Source organism: Streptomyces sp. NPDC006140, from assembly GCF_040628815.1.
GTDB lineage: Bacteria > Actinomycetota > Actinomycetes > Streptomycetales > Streptomycetaceae > Streptomyces.
The window spans coordinates 718994-737500 of the sequence record NZ_JBEXTS010000003.1; the positions used below are offsets into that span (position 1 = coordinate 718994).

The following is an 18507-nucleotide window of genomic DNA, read 5'->3' on the forward strand; positions in this document are numbered from 1 at the left end:
CCGACCTCGCGGACCTCCTCGGCCGCCCGGTCCGCGACCCACTGGCCACGGCCGTCGGAGCCGCGTCCGGCACGAGACCGGAGGCGAGGGTATAGCGATGGGCATCACGCGCCCAGCGACGAGATGAGTCCTCGAGACAACTGCGGTCGCTGATGGTCCAGGGCTCGCTGGTGGCTCATGGCGTTCGCTCCGTCCTCGGCGCAGGCACGGAATCGGTTCCATCAGACTGCTGGATCATGGGCTGCCCTTCGGTAGCGACCTCAATGGCGGCTCGGATCCTGTGGTCGATGCGGAGGTTGTCGGCGAGGTGGCTGAAGTGTGCTGCACAGGCCGGATGGCGGCGGAGCACTCCCGCGACGGAGCTTGCGGAGTCTCCGGCCAAAGTGAGCAACCAGTCGGCGATATGGCGTTGAGGTATCCATTGATCCCAGTCAGCGTCCCATTCAAAGGCGCCGTTGCAACATTCTTCCAGCAGATCGAGCTCACCTGCTTCTGCTGCTTGCTGGGCGATCTCCATCAGCCAGGTGATCATGGCGTCTACCTCGCCGCGTTCGGGCGGCCTGTGGGTACCGAGAAGCGCGGCCATGGCCCGGACGACTTCTGCGGCTTGGCCTGGTACCGCCAGGAGCGCCGGCGCGAGGCTGGCCGCCGGGAGCGTCAGGAGGAGGTCGCAGTAGAGGGGTGCGTCATCTGTGTGTGCGGCCGCGAGCACAACCAGTTCGTGCGCTGCGGCTGCTGAGCCTGCTCCGATGGATTTCACGAGCTCTTCGGCGCGCAGGAGGGGAGGCTGCGGCGGGGTTTCCGTCTCTTGGACGATGAGCTGCTGGAGGTCTTGGACAGTTGCTGGTCTGTGGGCGGGGTCGCGTTGGGTGGCCGCGCGTACCACGGTGCGCCAGGGCCCTGATGTGGGGATCAGGGGCAGATTGATCTGGGGCATGTCTCCGGTGACGGCCCAACCGATCAGCTGGCCGATGCTGTAGATGTCGGCAGCCTGCGTGGCCGCGTGCGCGTCATGGGCGAGTTCCGGTGCGGCGAAGCCGTCCGTGCCGAAGCGGACGCCGACCCGTGTGCGCTGGGGGTCGGTGGTCTGCCCGCGGGGACGACGGGCTATGCCCCAGTCCGCCAGGACCCAGCGACCGTCGAGACGGAGGATGTTGGCGGGCTTGATGTCCCGGTGGATCCACCCGGCTTGGTGCGCGCTGGTCAGCACAGAGCACAGCGCGTCCAACAGGGCACGCAGACCCGGAAGTTCGGAGAGTTCCGGACGGCAGTGCTCGGCTGTGGTCTCGGCGTAGGGCATCACGAACCACCTGTGGTTCGGGTCGGCGTCCAGCACGGGCATGGCGTGCGGGTGACCATCGAGGTAGCGGCCCACCACGATTTCACGGCGCATACGGGCGATCTGCCGCTCAGCGGGAGGCCTGCCTCGGAGTTGTTTGAGAGCGACTGTTGCCGCGGTCGCCTTGTGGGTCGCGCGGAAGACATCAGCTTGTCCGCCGTGCGGGATGGGGAAGCGGTCGCAGGCGTAGTCCTTCCGCTCACCACGGGCGAGCTCGCGCACAGGCGCGGTGACACGGACGGGAGGCCTTCCCGGAGTCGGCGCCGTGGGCTCACGGACTGCCGACAGAGGCCGCGATGGCTGTATATCTCTCTGCGTGGGCTGCCGGCGCTCGGAGCCGGCGTCCTCGAGCCGGCGCCCTTCGTAGACGGGGAAGCCGCTGATCGTGGCTCGCTGGACAAGCGCGTAACCATCGCGGGTCAGGGCTTCATTGAATGCCGCGAGCAGCTGCTGCACCTCGGTGGTGTCCGTACGTACGGCGGGGTGGATCATCTCGGCCAGGAACCTCAGCAGGGTCTCGTCCGGCCCCTGGGCGAGAGCGAATCGCGCGTCGTCGTAGATCCAGTCGTCCTCCCAGTCCTGGTTGTTGTACCGGTGCTGGACGATGTCCCGCTCGGCCGTGGTGAAGCGTGAGTCGGTGCTCGGCAAGGCCTGCAGGTTGTACAGCCGTAACAGGAAGGCGATCTCGTCCAAGCCGCCGGACCAGGCGGTGCCCTGTCGGCGCAGCAGGTCGAAGATGCGGCGGCGGGTGACCTCGGTGATCCGCAGTCCCCGCGCTCCGCTGCCTGCCGGCGTTACCCGGGGTGGGACGGCCATCCACACGCCAGTGATGCGGCCGTGCTCGTCGAGGACCAGGCCGTCCCGCTCTAGCTTCGCCGTCACTTCATCCAGCCATGATCCCGCCCATCCCTCCCGCTTGCCGCTGCGGATGATGTCCTCGAAGACTCGTAGGGCCCGGCTGACGTGGGAGCGATCGGACCAGTCGACTGCCGCCGCGTACGACTCGAACGTGGTGCGGCGCACGCTGGTGTCGGTGTACCGCAGCTCGTCATCAGGAACAGGCGCGAAGTTGTGGCTCTGCCACACTTCGGCGATCGTCCGGACGGTCAGATTCGTGGCCAGCATGCGGAAGGTGCTGCGCGTAGCCGGACTGACCAGGTCTTCATGGCGTATCGACATGAAGAGACGATAGGACCTTCCCTGCCGGTGGTGCCTCGGGTTGGCCTGGGTTCGCATCCTGTCAGCGCCGGATGCAGCGTTGCCCCAGATAGTCACGGCGGCACGTCACCGTGTGACGGAGTGCTCACTCCTGCGGCTACCGCCGACGCCGATGGAGGACTGCCACCCACCGCTTTGATCGTCCTCTCGCAGCCGTATGCCGCCTTTCGCGGGTCATGGCCGACTTGCGGAAGCGCCCATGGTGCGGATCTCTACTTGCTCTCTTACATACCCCCCATGGGTATGCTACCTTCGCAGCGAAAGTACCCCCTGGGGGTATGTCAGAGAAGGGATGAACCCATGTCTGCCGTCAATCCCCGGCGCTGGTGGGCACTGGTCGTGCTCGCCGCCGCTCAGTTCATGGTCATCATGGACACGTCGATCATCGGGGTGGCGCTCCCCGAGATGCAGAAGGACCTCGGCTTCTCGCAGGGTGAGTTGCAGTGGGTCTTCAACGCCTACGTCATCGCCTTCGGCGGACTGCTGCTGCTCGGCGGCCGCCTCTCCGACCTGATCGGTGCTCGCAAGATCTTCAACACCGGCTGGGTCGTGCTGATCGCCGGCTCGGTTGTCGCGGCCGCCGCGCAGACGGCGTGGGTGGAGGTCGTCGGCCGTGCCGTTCAAGGTGTGGGCGGTGCGCTGATCGCGCCGTCGGCCATGACGCTGCTGATGATGCTCTTCGCGCATGACCCGAAGGAGCTCGGCAAGGCGATGGCGCTCTACGGCGCCGCCGCCCCCGCGGGCGGCACGGCCGGCGTGTTCCTCGGCGGAGTGTTCACCGAGTGGCTCAGCTGGCCGTGGATCTTCATCATCTACGTCCCGATCGGTGTCGCCACCCTCGCGGCCACCAAGCTCCTGCCCGCCGTCGGCAGCCGCCGCGGTTCGGTCGACGTGCTGGGAGCCGCCGCGGTCACCGCCGGCCTGGCGCTCGCGGTCTTCGCCATCGTCCGCGCGCCGGAGGTCGGCTGGACCTCCACCGGGACCGTGCTTCAGCTGGCCGGTGCCGTCGCGCTGCTCGTGCTGTTCTTCGTGATCCAGAAGACGGTACGCGAGCCGCTGATGCCGCTCGGCATCTGGCGCGTCCCGCGGCTCGGCTCGGCCAACCTCGCGATGACCCTGCTCGGCGCCGCGTGGATCCCGATGTGGTACTTCCTCAACCTGTACCTCCAGCAGGTCCTCGGCTACGGGGCGTTCGCGTCCGGTGCCGCGCTGCTGCCGATGACCGGTCTGCTGATGATCTTCATGACGGCGATCACGGCGAAGCTGATGGCCAAGTTCGGCGCCAAGCCGATGATCGGCGGTGGTCTGCTGGTCCTCGCCGCCGGACTGCTGTGGCTGTCCGCCGTCGAGCCCACCGGCACCTTCGTGGTCGATGTCCTGCCTGCCTCGCTGGTCGCCGCGCTCGGCATGTCGCTCGCCTACATCCCGGCGATGATGGCCGCCATGTCCGGGGCTCCGCAGGAGCAGGCGGGTCTGGCGTCCGGCATCGTCAACACCACGTACCAGGTGGGCTCCGCGCTGGGTCTCGCGGCACTGACCGCGGTGGCCACGTCACAGGGCGCCGGCCAGCTGGGCAACCTGCCCGCGCTGACGGACGGCTTCAGTGCCGCGTTCATCTGGGCCGCCGTCATCGCCGCTGTGGGCGGGCTGATCACTCTGCTGGCGATGCGCAGCGACAAGGCGGCTGCCGCACCGCAGGCCGACGCCGCCTCCGCGGCGCAGGGCGAGCGGGCCGGCGTCTAGCGGGCCGGCCGCCCAGTGGGCAGGTGGAGGAATCGCACAACGCCACCGTCCACCAGGACAAGAGAACCTCCGAAGGGCCGTCCGGCACCGGGTAACCGGGGCACCGGGCGGCCCTGAGTTCTGTGTAGAGAGGAGCACCCACTTTGGACATGCAGACCCGTGCCGTGCACATCCTGAACGAGCCTCTGCCGGGCGGCAGTCAGCCCTTGAGCGTTCCCATCGTCCAGTCCTCGGCCTTCGCCTTCGAGTCCGCCGACGCGCTCGCCGACGCCATGGCCGGGCCGGACGGTCCGTACGTCTACTCGCGGCGTGGCAACCCGACCGTACGGGCCCTGGAGCGCACACTCGCCGCGCTGGAGGGAGGAGCCGCCGCCATCGCTTTCGCGTCCGGGATGGGTGCGATCAGCGGGGTGCTGCTCTCGCTGCTGCGACCAGGTGACCACGTGGTCGCCCAGCGCTGCCTGTACGGCGGTACGTACGCCGTGCTCTCGGACCTCGCGGCGCGGTACGGCGTCAAGGTGGAGTACGTAGGAGGAGACGACCCGGCCGAGTTCGAACGGCTTGTGCGGCCTACCACTCGCGTGCTGCATCTCGAGACCATCGCCAATCCGACCGGTCAGGTGCCCGATCTTCCCGGCCTGCTGGCGGCGGCCCGGCGGCACGGTGTGGTCAGCGTTGTGGACAACTCCCTCGCGTCGCCCGTGCTGTGCCGCCCCATAGAGCACGGCGCAGACGTGGTCGTGCACTCGACGACCAAATACCTGGCGGGTCACTCCGACGTACTGGGCGGGGTCGCCGTCTTCGCCGACGTGGAGCTGCGCGACCGGGTGTGGCCGCGCACGGTCGAACTCGGCGCCTGCGCCGATCCGTTCGCGGCCTGGCTGACCCTGCGCGGGCTGCCGTCGCTGCCGCTGCGGATGCGGCAGCACTGCGCGGGCGCACAGCTCCTGGCCAGCCGTCTCGCGGAGCACGAGCAGGTCACCGCCGTGAACTGGCCCTGGCTGCCCGGCCATCCGTCGTACGACATGGCGCGCAAGGTGCTGTCCGGAGGGGGCGGCATGGTCTCGTTCGAGCTTGCCGGCGGGCGGGAGGCCGGCCGCGCGTTCATCGAGCGGGTGCGGCTCGCCCGGCTCGCGCTCTCGCTGGGCGGAGTGGAGACGCTGGTCGCTCACCCGGCGTCGACATCGCACCGAGAGCTCGGCGAGGAGGCCCTGGCAGCGGCCGGTATCGGCGCCGGAACGGTGCGGATGTCGGTGGGCATCGAGCACCCGGACGACCTCTGGCGAGACATCGAACAAGCCTTGGTCCGATCGTAGATTTGGATTGACAAAATAAACGGCTCATTCGTATATTGGGGTACGTCAAGAGAATCTTTTCTCCGGCTCCAGGGGGCGTCATGCGCTACTTCGAGGACTTCCGCACCGGTGACATCCACGAGCTGGGCACCGTCACCGTCACCGAGGAGGAGGTGCTGGAGTTCGCACGGCGCTACGACCCGCAGCCCTTCCACACCGACCCGGAGCTCGCGAAGCAGTCGCCCTTCGGAGGGCTGATCGCCAGCGGCTTCCACACCTCGGCGCTCTTCATGCGGCGCTACGTCGACGGGCTCCTCGCCTACAGCGCCTGCGTCGGATCCCCGGGTATCGACGAGGTCCGCTACCACCGGCCCGTGCGTCCGGGCGACATCCTCACCGCGCGTATCCGGATCCTGGGATCGCGTCCCTCGTTCGGCAATCCCGCCACCGGCATCGTCCAGCCGCGCTGCGAGCTGGTGGCCCCCGACGGGACGGCCGTGTTCAGCATGATCCTGCACAGCATCTTCCGGCGGCGCCCTGCCGACTCCTCCGCCGAATCCCCCGCGTCGATGTCCGCGGCGGAGGACCCGGTCCCCTGTGTACGAGAGCGCTGAACACGGCCGTCCGCACACGTCCCGCTCCACCTTCCGCTTCCCAAGCGCTTCCCGAAGGGAGACCTCCTGTGGAGGCCGTATCCCGCACTGCCCAGTGGACCGCCGCCGCGCGGGCACTGGAGACCGAGCGTGAGGACCGGCTGTTCGCCGATCCCTACGCCCGCACGGTCGCCGGCACCGTCGGCTTCGAGCTGCTCGATCGCTACGCGGGCGCAGGCACCGTGCCGTTCCTCGCCATCCGCACCACCTACCTGGACCGCGCCATCGGCCGCGCCATGCGGGAGCAGGAGATCCGCCAGGTCGTGTTCCTCGCGGCCGGTATGGACACCCGCTACTACCGGCTCGACTGGCCCACGGGCGTCACCGTCTACGAACTCGACCGGCCCGCGCTTCTCGAGGCCAAGGCGGCCATGCTCGCCGACGAGCCGAAGCCGGCCGGCCGTGAACGCCGCACCGTCGCCGTCGACCTCACCCAGGACTGGACCGGCCCGCTGAAGGAAGCAGGTTGGCGCTCGGAGCAGCCCACGCTGTGGGTGGTCGAGGGTCTGCTGTTCTTCCTGCCCGAAGACGCAGTGCGCACCCTGATCACGACCCTGTGGCAGCACAGCGCGCCGGGCTCCGTCCTCCTCGGTGACGTCATCAGCAAGGCGGCCCTGGAGAACCCGCTCTCACGGCCCTTCATGAAGGCGCTCGAAGAGGACGGCAACCCCTGGCTGTTCGGCACCGAGGAGCCCGAGCAGCTGCTCACCTCCTGCGGCTGGACGGTGCGCGAGGTCAAGCAGCCCGGTGAGGACGGCGCCGACTTCGGCCGCTGGCCCTACCCCGTGCCGTCCCGTGAGGTGCCCCGCGTGCCGCGGTCCTTCCTGTTCACCGCGACCCGAGACGAGGCCACGTCATGACCGACCCGACCGGTGCCCCGAGTGCCGACCCCACCACCGCTTTCCACCAGCGCATCATCGACGACGCTGCAGCCGCCGTCCGCGGCCTGACCGTCTCCCTCGGCGAGCGGCTCGGCCTGTACCGCGCACTCGCCGAGCACGGCCCGCTCACCCCCGCGGAACTCGCGGAGCGCGCCGGCGTGACCGCGCGGTACGCGGAGGAGTGGCTGCACGCCCAGCTCAGCGCCGACTACGTGGAACGCCACCCGTCGTCCGACAAGTACACCCTGCCGCAGGCGCACGCCTCCGTCCTCGCCGAGCCCGGGTCCGCCACGTACGCCGCGGGATTCTTCACCGCGCTGAAGGCGCTGTACGCCACCGAGGACCTGCTCGTCGACGCCTACCGTACCGGCGAGGGCGTGGGCTGGGCCGAGCACGACCCGGCACTCGACACCGGCATGGGCAGCTTCTTCCAGCCCACCTACCAGCACCGGCTGCTGAGCGACTGGCTGCCCGCTCTGGAAGGCGTCACCGAGAAGCTGGCGAACGGCGGCAGCGTCGCCGACATCGGCTGCGGCGTGGGACACACCACCCTGCTCATCGCCAAGGCCTACCCGCAGGCCAGGGTGTACGGCTTCGACTACTCGGAGGAGGCCGTCGCCATCGCCCGGCAGCTCGCCGACGACGCGGGCCTGTCCGAGCGCGTCGTCTTCGAGACCGCGTCCGCCGACGACTACCCGGGCAGCAGCTACGACCTGGTCACCTTCTTCAACTGCCTGCACGACATGGGCGACCCGGTCGCCGCCGCCCAGCACGTCCACAAGTCCCTGGACCAGGACGGCACCTGGATGCTCGTCGAGTCCAACGTCTCGCCCGCCGACATCGACACCCGCACACCGGCTGCCCGCATGTTCATGTCGCTGTCCGCCGTGATGTGCCTGCCCGTCGCCGTCGCCCAGCGCGGCCCGCACGCCCTCGGCAACCACTCCGGCGAGAAGGCGTTCCGCGCCATCGCGGAGGAGGCCGGCTTCACCCGCTGGCGGCGCGCAACCGAGACCCCGGTCAACGCCGTGTACGAGGTCCGGCCTTGAGCCGCGCACCACGCCCGGCCCTGAACCGCGTAGGACGTCCGGTCCTGACCCGCCCGCGTACCGCACACCCGCGTACCCGACAGGAGAGACCATGGCCGCCACGGCCCTGCCCGTCACCGACCGCTTCCTCGAAGTCCTCGAACGGCTCAGCGAGAAGGCCATCGAGGACTACTACAACCCGTACCAGCAGTTCGACTGGCCCGAGAAGCTGGACGAGAACCGCCTGTGGATGAGCCCCGAGCTGCTCACCCCCTACGGCACCCCGTACTTCGACGAGCTCGGCGAGGAGACCCTGCACCGGCTGTCCAAGTGGGAGTCCATCAACTTCTACAGCCTCAACGTGCACGGCATCCGCGAGCTGCTCATCGAGGTCGTGGGCCGCATCCACATGCCCGGCTTCGAGGTGCCGTCCGACTTCTTCCACCACTTCATCGGTGAAGAGAACGAACACATGTGGTTCTTCGCCGAGTTCTGCCGTCGCTACGGCGAAAAGATCTACGCCTCGACCGCCATGCGCGCCGACTCGGCCTGGGAACCGGAGGTCGAGAACTTCCTCGTCTTCGCCCGCATCCTGTTCTTTGAGGAGCTGGTCGACCACTACAACATGCGGATGGCGCAGGACGAGACGCTCTGCGACACCATCCGCCAGGTCAACCGCATCCACCACCAGGACGAGTCCCGGCACATCGCCTTCGGGCGCGAGCTGGTCTCGCTGCTGTTCACCCGGATGCGTGACGCGGTGGGTGAGGAGCGGCTGCGCGAGGTGGAGAGCTACCTCAAGCGCTACGTCGTCTTCAGTGTCAACTCCCTCTACAACCCGCACGTCTACCGCGATGCCGGCATCGCCGACCCGCTCGGTCTGCGTAACGCGCTCGTCGCCGACGAGCGTCGGCGCCCGCACGAGCGCAAGGCCATCCGCAAGCCGCTCGCCTTCTTCCTCAAGACCGGGATCTTCTCCGACGACACGCTGCCGGTCATCTGACCCGAGAGGTGGTCAACCACCGTGTCCCACACCACGTTCACAGCCCCGCGATCTTCACCGGACTCACCCCGAGAAGCCCGCGGTTTACCCTCCCTCGGACCGGAGGGCACCGCCCTGCTGCGGCTCCTCGACGACACCTTCGAAAGGTGGGGAGTGGTTGCCGGAGCACGCTCCATGACCATGCCCCCGCTGCTGCCGGCCGCGGATCTGAGGCGCCTGGACTACTACGAGAACTTCCCGCACCAGGCCGTCGTCGCGACCGCGATCGAGGTCGACCGGCGCGGTGAGTTCTGTGCCGAGACCGGATGCTTTCCCTGCAGCACTCTGCAACCCGCCGAACTCGGTCTGCCCTCCGCGTCCTGTTACGCGGTCTACCTCGACCACGAGGGCCGCGCGGTGGCCGAGGACACCCTCGTCACCGTTGTCGGCTGGTGCTTCCGCAAGGAGGAGCGTTACGAGGGGCTCAGGCGCCAACTCGGCTTCCGCATGAGGGAGATCGTGGCTCTCGGCAGCCGCGAGCACGCCGAGAGCCACCTGTGCGACTTCAGTGACCGCATCACCGCCTTCGCCCGGGCGCTGGACCTGCCGCTGAGCAAAGAAGCCGCCTGCGACCCCTTCTACGACAAGGGCGGCTCCAAGGCGGTGCTGCAGCGGCTGTCGCCCGTCAAGCACGAATTCCTCTACGAGGACCTGGCGATCGCCTCCGTCAACACGCACCGCAACTTCTTCGGCGACCGCTGCTCCATCACCCTCGCCGGCACCGGCGGTCCGGCCTTCACCAGCTGCGTCGCCTTCGGCCTGGAGCGCTGGCTGTCCGCACTCACGCGGCGGCACGGCAGCTGGGCCGCCGCCACGGAGGCCGTCCATGCGGCCAGGGACCAATTCTCCCCGGTCGGACCGGGGGTGTGACGTGCCGGCCCACCCTACCGCCGCAGGCGGCCCGGGCTGGGCGAACCTCGGCATGGACATCGTGTCCGTCAAGCGCGTCCGCCGACTCCTCGAGGACCACGGCGAGGGGTTCTTCGAGCGGATGCTGGACCCCGGAGAACTGGCCGACTGCCGCACGTCCAGTGGGCTTGATCTTCTCAGTCTCTGCGGCCGGATCGCGGCCAAGGAGGCGGCGTTCAAGACACTGCGGGTCCGGGGCCGTTTCCTGCCGTGGCGGGACATCGTGGTGCGCCGCTCGGACGGTGGCTGGCCGCTCGTCGAGCTGCGGCGTAGCGCCGCCGACATGGCGGCGCAGTCTGGCATCACGGACATCACGGTGAGCATCAGCCATGACGTGGACTACGCGGTCGCCGTGGCCGCCCCCATCCTCGGCGATCCCTCCGGCCTCCGGCCGTGAGGCGCCTGCCTACCCACCTGTACACAGCAATGTGAGGAGCACACTCATGAGCGAGGCCCTGCAGCAGGTCAAGGACTGGATCCTCAAGCGTCACCCGGACCGCGAGGACATCCCGGGCGACCTGGACCTGATCGAGAACCGCCTCATCGACTCGCTGTCCTTCGTCGAGTTCGTCTTCCTGCTGGAACAGCACTGCGGCCGCCCCATCGAGATGGAGACCCTCGAGGTCGACGCCATCCGCACCCTCGACGCCATCGACGCCAACTTCTTCCGTGCGGGGGTGAAGTGAGATGGGCCGGAGGCTTTTCACCTCCGAATCGGTCACCGAGGGCCATCCCGACAAGATCGCCGACCGGATCAGCGACACGGTTCTGGACGCGCTGCTCGCCCAGGATCCGGCCTCGCGCGTCGCCGTGGAGACTCTGATCACCACGGGGCAGGTGCACATCGCGGGCGAGGTCACCACGACCGCGTACGCCCCGATCGCCCAGTTGGTGCGCGACACGATCCTCGAGATCGGCTACGACTCCTCCGCGAAAGGCTTCGACGGGGCGTCCTGCGGTGTGTCGCTCTCGATCGGATCCCAGTCCCCGGACATCGCGCAGGGAGTGAACTCCGCGTACGAGGCCCGGATCGAAGTTGGCGGGGACGAGCTATCCCGGCAGGGCGCCGGCGACCAGGGCCTGATGTTCGGGTACGCCTGCGACGACACACCTGAGTTCATGCCGCTGCCGATCCACCTCGCGCACCGGCTGGCGCAGCGACTGACCGAGGTCCGCAAGAACGGAACCTGCCCCTACCTGCGGCCGGACGGCAAGACGCAGGTCACCATCGAGTACGACGGCGACTGGCCGGTACGTCTGGACACCGTCGTCGTCTCCTCGCAGCACGCCCCCGACATCAACCTCGACGGTCTCCTGGCGCCGGACATCCGGGACCTCGTCGTCGAGCCCACGCTCAAGGCGTTGGCCGAACAAGGTCTGAGTCTGGAGAGCGACGGTTACCGGCTGCTGGTCAACCCGACCGGCCGCTTCGAGATCGGCGGGCCCATGGGCGACGCCGGCCTGACCGGCCGCAAGATCATCATCGATACCTACGGCGGCATGGCCCGCCACGGCGGCGGCGCCTTCTCCGGCAAGGACCCCTCCAAGGTGGACCGCTCGGCGGCGTACGCGATGCGCTGGGTCGCCAAGAACGTCGTCGCCGCGGGCCTCGCCTCCCGCTGCGAGGTCCAGGTCGCCTACGCCATTGGCAAGGCCGAGCCCGTGGGCCTGTTCGTCGAGACCTTCGGCACCGAAGCCGTGCCTGTGGACCGTATCCAGGCCGCCATCACCGAAGTGTTCGACCTGCGGCCTGCCGCGATCATCCGTGACCTGGACCTGTTGCGGCCGATCTACGCCCAGACCGCGGCGTACGGCCACTTCGGGCGTGAACTCCCGGAACTGTCATGGGAGTCGACGGACCGGGTCGAAGCCCTGCTCAGGGCTGTGGAGGGCTGAGATGCGCATCGCTGTCACGGGCTCCATCGCCACCGACCATCTGATGTCGTTCCCGGGGAGCTTCACCGACCAGCTTCTGGCCGACCGCCTGGACCGTGTCTCCCTGTCCTTCCTCGCAGACCGGCTGGAGATCCGTCGCGGCGGCGTGGCAGCGAACATCTCCTTCGGCCTCGGGCTGCTCGGCATACAGCCGGTGCTCGTCGGCGCGGTCGGCGGCGACTTCGAGCCCTACCGGATATGGCTGAAGCAGCACGGAGTCGACACCGACTCCGTGCTGGTCAGCGAGGAACAGCACACGGCACGCTTCGTGTGCACGACCGACCGGATGCAGAACCAGATCGCGACGTTCTACGCCGGCGCCATGGCGGAAGCCCGCCGGATCGACCTGCGGACGGTCGTAGAACGGGTCGGCCGGCTCGGGCTGGTGATGGTCTCGCCCGACGACCCCGAGGCCATGCTCCGTCACACCCGGGCATGCCGCGCACTGGGCATCCCCTTCGCCTCCGACCCGTCCCAGCAACTGGCGCGCCTGGGCAAGAACGACGTCCTCGAACTGATCGACGGCGCACGCTGGCTGTTCACCAACGAGTACGAGGCCGCGCTGCTGCAGGACCGTACCGGCTTGACCGTTGAGGAGATCCTGCGCCGCGTCGGCTGCTGGGTCACCACGCACGGAGCAGCGGGCGTCCGAATCCGCAAGGACGGGCGCCAAGCCCTGGCCGTTCCCGCGGTTGAGGTGTCGGGCGTCGTGGACCCCACAGGAGTCGGTGACGCCTTCCGCGCGGGATTCCTCGCGGGTGCGGCGTGGGGCGTGCCGGAGAAGTGCGCCGCCCAACTCGGCTGCGTTCTGGCCGCCACGGTCCTGGACTACGTCGGAACGCAGGAGTACCGGCTGTACCGCGATGCGCTGCTCGCGCGGCTGCGGGCCACCTATGGAGTGGGGTGCGCCGCGCACCTCGTGGCTCATCTGCGGGGGCTGTCGTGACGGGAACGCGCAGCGACAGACTGAGGACAGCCCTGGCCACCCGTGTGGTGGTGGCGGACGGGGCGATGGGCACCATGCTCCAGGCCCAGGATCCCACGCTGGATGACTTCCAGGGCTTGGAGGGCTGTAACGAGATCCTGAACATGACGCGGCCGGACATCGTCCGGTCGGTCCACGACGCGTACTTCGCCGTGGGCGTCGACTGCGTGGAGACCAACACGTTCGGGGCGAACCTCGCCGCCCTGGGGGAGTACGGGATCGCCGAGCGGGTCTTCGAGCTGTCGGAGGCCGGCGCCCGGGTCGCCCGTGGGGCGGCCGACGAGTTCACCGCCCGTGACGGGCGACCGCGCTGGGTGCTGGGCTCGATGGGGCCCGGCACGAAGCTGCCCACGCTGGGTCACATCACCTACGGAGCGATCCGAGACGCCTACCAGCAGAACGCCGAGGGCCTGCTCGCGGGCGGCGCGGACGCGCTCCTCGTGGAGACGACGCAGGACCTGCTTCAGACCAAGGCTTCCGTCATCGCCGCCCGCCGGGCCATGGAAGCCACAGGCCACGCCGTACCTCTGATCGTGTCGGTCACGGTCGAGACGACCGGCACGATGCTGCTGGGCTCTGAGATCGGCGCGGCGCTGACCGCGCTGGAGCCGCTGGGCATTGACGTGATCGGCCTGAACTGCGCGACGGGTCCGGCGGAGATGAGCGAGCACCTGCGCTTCCTGTCCCGGCACTCGCGCATCCCGCTGTCCTGCATGCCGAACGCCGGCCTGCCCGTGCTGACCAAGGACGGGGCGCACTATCCGCTGACCCCGCCGGAGCTGGCGGATGCGCAGGAGAACTTCGTCCGCGACTACGGCCTGTCCCTGGTCGGCGGCTGCTGCGGCACCACCCCCGAGCACCTGCGCCGGCTCGTCGAGCGCGTCCGGGAGGTGACGCCGACCGAGCGGAACCCGCAGCCCGAGCCGGGCGCGGCCTCGCTGTACCAGTCGGTGCCGTTCCGGCAGGACACCTCGTACCTGGCGATCGGCGAGCGGACGAACGCCAACGGTTCGAAGAAGTTCCGCGAGGCCATGCTGGAGGGCCGCTGGGACGACTGTGTGGAGATGGCCCGGGAGCAGATCCGCGAGGGCGCGCACATGCTCGACCTGTGCGTGGACTACGTCGGCCGCGACGGCGTCGCCGACATGGAGGAGCTGGCCGGCCGCTTCGCCACCGCCTCCACGCTGCCGATCGTGCTGGACTCCACCGAGGTCGACGTGATCAGGGCCGGCCTGGAGAAGCTCGGCGGCCGCGCGGTGATCAACTCGGTGAACTACGAGGACGGCGACGGCCCCGAGTCCCGCTTCGCCAAGGTCACCCAGCTCGCCAGGGAGCACGGCGCCGCCCTCATCGCGCTGACCATCGACGAGGAGGGCCAGGCCCGCACCGCCGAGAAGAAGGTCGAGATCGCCGAACGGCTCATCGACGACCTGACCGGCAACTGGGGCATCCACGAGGAGGACATCCTCGTCGACTGCCTGACCTTCACCATCTGTACCGGTCAGGAGGAGTCCCGCAAGGACGGCATCGCCACCATCGAGGGCATCCGCGAGCTGAAGCGGCGCCACCCGAAGGTGCAGACCACGCTGGGCCTGTCCAACATCTCCTTCGGCCTCAACCCGGCCGCTCGCATCCTGCTGAACTCCGTCTTCCTCGACGAGTGCGTCAAGGCGGGCCTGGACTCGGCGATCGTGCACGCGAGCAAGATCCTGCCGATCGCCCGCTTCAGCGAGGAGGAGGTCCAGACGGCTCTGGACCTCATCTACGACCGCCGCGCCGAGGGCTACGACCCGCTCCAGAAGCTGATGCAGCTCTTCGAGGGCGCCACCGCCAAGTCCCTCAAGGCCGGCAAGGCCGAGGAACTGGCCGCCCTGCCGCTGGACGAGCGCCTCAAGCGGCGCATCATCGACGGCGAGCGCAACGGACTCGAAGCCGACCTGGACGAGGCCCTCCAGTCCCGCCCCGCGCTCGACATCGTCAACGAGACCCTGCTGGACGGCATGAAGGTCGTCGGCGAGCTGTTCGGCTCCGGCCAGATGCAGCTGCCGTTCGTGCTCCAGTCGGCCGAGGTGATGAAGACGGCCGTCGCCCACCTCGAACCGCACATGGAGAAGGTCGAGGGCGACGAGGCCGGCAAGGGCACCATCGTGCTGGCCACCGTGCGCGGCGACGTGCACGACATCGGCAAGAACCTCGTCGACATCATCCTGACCAACAACGGCTACAACGTGGTCAACCTCGGCATCAAGCAGCCGGTCTCCGCGATCCTGGACGCCGCCGAGGAGCACAAGGCCGACGTCATCGGCATGTCCGGTCTCCTGGTCAAGTCCACCGTGATCATGAAGGAGAACCTGGAGGAGCTGAACAGCCGCGGCCTGGCCGCCCGCTTCCCGGTGATCCTGGGCGGCGCCGCCCTCACCCGCGCCTACGTCGAGCAGGACCTGCACGAGATCTACGAGGGCGAGGTCCGCTACGCCCGCGACGCCTTCGAGGGACTGCGCCTGATGGACGCCCTGATGGCGGTGAAACGGGGGACCCCAGGAGCCGCTCTCCCAGAACTCAAACAGCGTCGCGTCAAGGCCGCCGCAACAGTGCGGACCACGGAGCAGCTGTCGGCGGAGGGCCCACGGCGCTCGGACGTGGCCACCGACAACCCCGTGCCGACACCGCCCTTCTTCGGTACTCGGGTCGTCAAGGGCATTCCCTTGAAGGAGTACGCGTCCTGGCTGGACGAGGGCGCCCTGTTCAAGGGGCAGTGGGGCCTCAAGCGGGACATGATCGATTCCGTGGGACGGCCCAGGCTGCGGATGTGGCTGGACCGCCTACGGACCGAGAACCTTGTCGAAGCCGCGGTGGTCTACGGCTACTTCCCGTGCGTGTCGAAGGACGACGACCTGATCATCCTCGACGAGCACGGCAACGAGCGCACCCGTTTCACCTTCCCCCGTCAGGACCGCGGCCGGCGCCTCTGCCTGGCCGACTTCTTCCGCCCGGAGGAGAGCGGTCAGGCCGATGTCGTGGGGCTCCAGATCGTCACCGTCGGCTCGCGGATCGGGGAGGCCACGGCCGAACTCTTCGAGACCGACGCTTACCGTGACTACCTGGAACTGCACGGTCTGTCCGTGCAGTTGGCCGAGGCCCTGGCCGAGTACTGGCACGCCCGTGTCCGCGCGGAACTCTTCATCGGCGTGCACGACCCGGCTGGCCTGGACGGCATGCTCCGCACCCAGTACCAGGGCTGCCGCTACTCGCTCGGCTACCCGGCCTGCCCCGACCTCGAAGACCGCGGCAAGATCGCCGACCTGCTGCGGCCGGAACGGATCGGCGTGGAGCTCTCCGAGGAGTTCCAGCTCCACCCGGAGCAGTCCACGGACGCGATCGTCGTCCACCACCCCGAGGCGAGCTACTTCAACGCGGGAGGCCGCCCATGACGACGAGCAGGACCACGTTCTCCTTCGAGTTCTTCCCTCCGAAGACCGCGAACGGAGAGCGCACCCTCTGGGAAGCGATCCGCCGGGTGGAGGCGCTGCGGCCCGACTTCGTGTCCGTGACGTACGGCGCCGGAGGCTCCTCCCGCGACCGTACCGTCGCCGTCACGCGGCGCATCGCCGCGGAGACCACCCTGCGTCCGGTCGCCCACCTCACGGCTGTCGGCCACTCGGTCGCCGAGCTGCGGCACATCATCGGCGCTTACGCGGATGCCGGCATCCGCGACGTCCTCGTGCTGCGCGGCGATCCGCCCGGCGACCCTCGGGGTGAGTGGATCCCGCACCCGGACGGCTTCACCCACGCCTGTCAACTGGTCGAACTGGTCCGCTCGCTCGGCGACTTCACCATCGGCGTGGCCGCCTTTCCGGAAGGACATCCGCGGTCACCGGATCCGGAGACCGACCTCCGCCACTTCGTGGCCAAGTGCAAGGCCGGCGCGGACTACGCCATCACGCAGATGTTCTTCCACATCGAGGACTACCTCCGGCTACGGGACCGCGTGGCGGCCGCCGGCTGCGACACCCCGATCATCCCAGAGATCATGCCCGCCACCGACGTACGGCAGATCCGTCGCTTCGCCGAGCTCAGCAACGCCGCCTTCCCCGAAGACCTGGCCCACCGGCTCGAAGCCGCCCGGGACGACCCCGGGGCCGCATACCGCATCGGCGTCGACCACGCCGTCGCCATGGCCGAGCGGCTCCTCGCCGAAGGCGCCCCCGGCCTGCACTACATCACCCTGAACCGTTCCACCGCGGCCCTCGACATCCACCGCACCGTCCAAGCCTCAAGGAGCCTCAGTGCCCGCTGACCGCGACACCCAGCCCCAGGACTTCAAGGTCGCCGATCTCTCCCTGGCCGAGTTCGGCCGCAAGGAGATCACCCTCGCCGAGCACGAGATGCCGGGCCTGATGGCGATCCGCAAGGAGTACGCCGAGGCGCAGCCCCTGGCCGGCGCCCGTGTCACCGGCTCCCTGCACATGACCGTGCAGACCGCCGTGCTCATCGAGACCCTGGTCGCCCTCGGCGCACAGGTCCGCTGGGCCTCCTGCAACATCTTCTCCACCCAGGACCACGCCGCGGCAGCCATCGCCGTCGGCCCGAACGGCACCCCGGACAACCCGCAGGGCGTCCCGGTCTTCGCCTGGAAGGGCGAGACGCTGGAGGAGTACTGGTGGTGCACGGAGCAGGCGCTGACCTGGCCGGACAGCCCCACCGGCGGTCCCAACATGATCCTGGACGACGGCGGTGACGCCACCCTCCTCGTCCACAAGGGCGTCGAGTACGAGAAGGCCGGCAAGGTTCCTGCCGTCGACACCGCCGAGAATGACGAGCACCGCGTCATCCTCGAACTCCTGAACCGCACCATCACCGACGGCTCCCAGAAGTGGACCCAGCTCGCCTCGGAGATCCGCGGTGTCACCGAGGAGACCACGACCGGTGTCCACCGCCTGTACGAGATGCAGCGTGACGGCGTCCTGCTGTTCCCGGCGATCAACGTCAACGACGCCGTCACCAAGTCGAAGTTCGACAACAAGTACGGCTGCCGCCACTCCCTGGTCGACGGCATCAACCGTGCCACCGACACCCTCATCGGCGGCAAGACCGCGGTCATCTGCGGCTACGGCGACGTGGGCAAGGGCTGCGCGGAGTCCCTGCGCGGACAGGGCGCCCGGGTGATCATCACGGAGATCGACCCGATCTGCGCTCTCCAGGCGGCGATGGACGGCTACCAGGTCACGACCCTCGACGAGGTCGTCGAGACGGCCGACATCTTCATCACCACGACCGGCAACAAGGACATCATCATGGCCGGCGACATGGCCAAGATGAAGCACCAGGCCATCGTGGGCAACATCGGCCACTTCGACAACGAGATCGACATGGCCGGCCTCGCGAAGATCCCCGGCATCGTCAAGGACGAGGTCAAGCCGCAGGTCCACACCTGGACCTTCCCCGACGGCAAGGTGATCATCGTCCTGTCCGAGGGCCG

Annotated in this window: 15 protein-coding genes; 14 read left to right on the top strand and 1 reads right to left on the bottom strand. The window is 68.8% G+C overall.

Annotated elements, in window-relative coordinates; all coding sequences use genetic code 11:
* Positions 1 to 175 precede the first annotated feature (175 nt).
* Positions 176 to 2518, bottom strand: coding sequence for a serine/threonine protein kinase (locus ABZ386_RS12770; protein ID WP_355715042.1), 2343 nt, complete (start codon positions 2516 to 2518; stop codon positions 176 to 178).
* Between the two features lie 339 nt (positions 2519 to 2857).
* On the opposite strand from ABZ386_RS12770, the gene ABZ386_RS12775 reads away from it, so the two are divergent.
* The 14 genes from ABZ386_RS12775 to ahcY all read left to right on the top strand — a co-directional run.
* Positions 2858 to 4300 (top strand): MFS transporter, encoded by a 1443-nt coding sequence (locus tag ABZ386_RS12775; protein WP_355715045.1) that lies wholly within the window; start codon positions 2858 to 2860, stop codon positions 4298 to 4300.
* Between the two features lie 149 nt (positions 4301 to 4449).
* On the top strand, positions 4450 to 5616 hold the full coding sequence (locus tag ABZ386_RS12780) for an aminotransferase class I/II-fold pyridoxal phosphate-dependent enzyme (protein WP_355715086.1): 1167 nt from the start codon (positions 4450 to 4452) through the stop codon (positions 5614 to 5616).
* Positions 5617 to 5696: 80 nt separating this feature from the next.
* Positions 5697 to 6209 carry a MaoC family dehydratase gene (locus ABZ386_RS12785; RefSeq protein WP_355715048.1) on the top strand — a complete coding sequence of 171 codons (513 nt, stop codon included), beginning with the start codon at positions 5697 to 5699 and terminating at the stop codon, positions 6207 to 6209.
* A gap of 68 nt (positions 6210 to 6277) precedes the next feature.
* The gene (locus ABZ386_RS12790) at positions 6278 to 7108 is read left to right on the top strand and encodes an SAM-dependent methyltransferase (RefSeq protein WP_356502423.1); all 831 of its coding nucleotides are present in this window, start codon (positions 6278 to 6280) and stop codon (positions 7106 to 7108) included.
* A complete protein-coding gene (locus ABZ386_RS12795; RefSeq protein WP_355715054.1) occupies positions 7105 to 8178 on the top strand; it encodes a class I SAM-dependent methyltransferase in 1074 nt (357 codons plus the stop codon). Before ABZ386_RS12790 ends, ABZ386_RS12795 begins: the two co-directional genes overlap by 4 nt.
* Before the next feature lie 91 nt (positions 8179 to 8269).
* Positions 8270 to 9160: a diiron oxygenase gene (locus tag ABZ386_RS12800; RefSeq protein ID WP_355715057.1), complete on the top strand. Its 891-nt coding sequence runs from the start codon at positions 8270 to 8272 to the stop codon at positions 9158 to 9160.
* Positions 9161 to 9334: 174 nt separating this feature from the next.
* Positions 9335 to 10069 carry a hypothetical protein gene (locus ABZ386_RS12805; protein ID WP_355715060.1) on the top strand — a complete coding sequence of 245 codons (735 nt, stop codon included), beginning with the start codon at positions 9335 to 9337 and terminating at the stop codon, positions 10067 to 10069.
* 1 nt (position 10070) lies between these two features.
* Positions 10071 to 10505 carry a holo-ACP synthase gene (acpS, locus tag ABZ386_RS12810; RefSeq protein ID WP_355715063.1) on the top strand — a complete coding sequence of 145 codons (435 nt, stop codon included), beginning with the start codon at positions 10071 to 10073 and terminating at the stop codon, positions 10503 to 10505.
* Between the two features lie 46 nt (positions 10506 to 10551).
* Positions 10552 to 10794, top strand: a complete 243-nt coding sequence (locus ABZ386_RS12815; RefSeq protein WP_020275650.1) for an acyl carrier protein — start codon at positions 10552 to 10554, stop codon at positions 10792 to 10794.
* Between the two features lies 1 nt (position 10795).
* Positions 10796 to 12004 (top strand): methionine adenosyltransferase, encoded by a 1209-nt coding sequence (gene metK, locus ABZ386_RS12820; RefSeq protein ID WP_355715068.1) that lies wholly within the window; start codon positions 10796 to 10798, stop codon positions 12002 to 12004.
* A 1-nt stretch (position 12005) separates the two neighbouring features.
* Positions 12006 to 12989: a carbohydrate kinase family protein gene (locus tag ABZ386_RS12825; protein WP_355715071.1), complete on the top strand. Its 984-nt coding sequence runs from the start codon at positions 12006 to 12008 to the stop codon at positions 12987 to 12989.
* A complete protein-coding gene (gene metH / locus ABZ386_RS12830; RefSeq protein WP_356502419.1) occupies positions 12986 to 16459 on the top strand; it encodes a methionine synthase in 3474 nt (1157 codons plus the stop codon). Before ABZ386_RS12825 ends, metH begins: the two co-directional genes overlap by 4 nt.
* Positions 16456 to 17325, top strand: a complete 870-nt coding sequence (gene metF, locus ABZ386_RS12835; RefSeq protein WP_355727092.1) for a methylenetetrahydrofolate reductase [NAD(P)H] — start codon at positions 16456 to 16458, stop codon at positions 17323 to 17325. Before metH ends, metF begins: the two co-directional genes overlap by 4 nt.
* A partial coding sequence (gene ahcY / locus ABZ386_RS12840; RefSeq protein WP_356526696.1) for an adenosylhomocysteinase occupies positions 17315 to 18507 on the top strand: 1193 nt, incomplete at its 3' end. The genes metF and ahcY, both read left to right, overlap by 11 nt.